1 protein-coding gene, 4 tRNA genes and 1 pseudogene are annotated in these 1,951 nt (G+C 39.1%); 1 reads left to right on the top strand and 5 read right to left on the bottom strand.

The window, feature by feature from the left end:
- A pseudogene (locus tag J536_RS24155) lies at positions 1 to 442 on the top strand (hypothetical protein); the annotation flags it as partial.
- A gap of 64 nt (positions 443 to 506) precedes the next feature.
- On the opposite strand, the gene J536_RS24150 reads toward J536_RS24155, so the two are convergent.
- The 5 genes from J536_RS24150 to J536_RS24130 form a co-directional block, all read right to left on the bottom strand.
- The gene (locus tag J536_RS24150; protein ID WP_005078312.1) at positions 507 to 1,100 is read right to left on the bottom strand and encodes an HAD-IB family hydrolase; all 594 of its coding nucleotides are present in this window, start codon (positions 1,098 to 1,100) and stop codon (positions 507 to 509) included.
- Positions 1,101 to 1,205: 105 nt separating this feature from the next.
- Positions 1,206 to 1,282: transfer RNA gene (locus J536_RS24145), tRNA-Arg, on the bottom strand.
- A 39-nt stretch (positions 1,283 to 1,321) separates the two neighbouring features.
- Positions 1,322 to 1,398, bottom strand: a tRNA-Arg gene (locus tag J536_RS24140).
- Between the two features lie 39 nt (positions 1,399 to 1,437).
- Positions 1,438 to 1,514 (bottom strand) — tRNA-Arg (locus J536_RS24135).
- Between the two features lie 10 nt (positions 1,515 to 1,524).
- Positions 1,525 to 1,615: transfer RNA gene (locus J536_RS24130), tRNA-Ser, on the bottom strand.
- Positions 1,616 to 1,951: the final 336 nt, after the last annotated feature.

Here is a 1,951-nt window from a genome sequence, read left to right as displayed (position 1 = left end):
GCTGATTACAAATGGCACAACTGCTACTGGCTTAGTAACAGAAATCATTGGTGGATTGACAGGAACTATTGGTGGGGTTACTGGTGGAGATAGCTCACTAGGCTTAGTCACTGATTTACTTGGCGGTTTAACTGGTAGCGTAGATGGTGATAACCCTCTTGGCTTAGTGACCGACCTTCTAGGCGGCTTAACTGGTGGCGTTACTGGCGGTACAGACAACCCTATCGGCATCGTAACAGATATCGTGGGTAGCTTAACGGGCGGTGTGACTGGTGAAGGCGGATTAGATGTTATTTCTAATTTACTAGGCGGATTAACTGGTGGTAGCTTACTCGGTGGTGTAACGTCGACAGTATCAAGCGTAACTAATACAACGCATACTATCGTACCTACATCATTACTTACCGATAACTTCTTAGAAAACTCTTTCAATACTGTTTAATATAAGTCGTTAAAATAAAGCCACTTATTACAAGTGGCTTTATTTATTAATATATTTTTAAATATTAATTTACTTCTTCCCATCTATAATATTTCTTATGAGCCAGCTCTAACATTGCATAATCATTAGGTGTATCACCATAAGCATAAATTGTAGAATACTGAGTTAAATCATAATTGTTTTTTATTCTATTTACTTTTTCTAAATAACCGCAATCACCATTAATAAAATCACCTGTCAAAATACCATCACGTATTTCAAGTTGATTACATATAACCTCTAAATCTAAAGATTGGCACCAGCTTTCTAAATAAACACCTAATGATGCAGATACAACCACAACCTGATCACCTTGTTGTTTATGCCAAAGAATACGCTCCAAAGCATTTTGACGCACACAGGTAGGAAGGACATTTTTAGCAAACTCTTGTCCCATATATTTTAGGGAATCTGCATCATAGCCCACGTATCCCACCTGACAGAGTTTAGTTCGGATAGTTTTATCGGTTACCCATCCAAGCTTATAACCCGCTATATAAGGTGCAAGTCGAATACCACCTAGTATTTGAGTTTTTTTATTTAAAGAAAATTTAAGGAATAGACTGAATGTATCGTTATGAGTGATCGTGCCATCAAAGTCAAATAAAGCTAAGTTCATTTATGATTATCTCTAATATAATTAAAAAGTTATAAATTTAGATTTTTTAAAGTACTAAAAAACAGGCACAAAAAAACCGCTATAAAAGCGGTTAATTCTTCAAGTTGGTGCGCTCAGAGAGATTCGAACTCCCGACCCCTTAGTTCGTAGCCAAGTGCTCTATCCAGCTGAGCTATGAGCGCGTAACTTGTGTGCCTTTCAGCGATTCGTTCTATTTTACTTGGTGCGCTCAGAGAGATTCGAACTCCCGACCCCTTAGTTCGTAGCCAAGTGCTCTATCCAGCTGAGCTATGAGCGCGTAACTTGTGTGCCTTTCAGCGATTCGTTCTATTTTACTTGGTGCGCTCAGAGAGATTCGAACTCCCGACCCCTTAGTTCGTAGCCAAGTGCTCTATCCAGCTGAGCTATGAGCGCATTAAGTAAATGGCGGTGAGAGAGGGATTCGAACCCTCGATACCAGTAATAGGTATGCTTCCTTAGCAGGGAAGTGATTTCAGCCACTCATCCACCTCACCGGAACGAGCCGCCATAATACAAACTAAAACCCTATTGTTCAAGTCATCATAGTGAAATTTTCTTGTTTTTTAGTTCAATGAATTATTTTTTAAGCAATTTTCTCATTATTTTCGTCTTTTTCGATCAAACGCTTGTTAAGATAGATATTATTTCTTCATCAAAATACTGTAGTGCATAACACATTATTGCAAACCTAAACGTGCAGTTCGGGTCTGCATGACTTATGCTAAACTTATCTGCCAAGCGTGAAACCAAACGACATGACAAAAAACTGGGCTGACCCCGAAGCGAAAGCTGAAGCTGAACGTTATGACAATCCTATTCCAAGCCGTACT

The sequence above is a fragment of the Acinetobacter sp. 809848 genome (assembly GCF_000581275.1).
GTDB classification, from domain to species: domain Bacteria; phylum Pseudomonadota; class Gammaproteobacteria; order Pseudomonadales; family Moraxellaceae; genus Acinetobacter; species Acinetobacter pittii.
This window is presented reverse-complemented; position numbering and strand designations above follow the sequence as displayed.

What these genes read in the sequence shown, in the direction of transcription:
- J536_RS24150 (WP_005078312.1), bottom strand. Translation starts at nt 1,100, where the DNA reads ATGAACTTAGCTTTATTTGACTTTGATGGCACGATCACTCATAACGAT.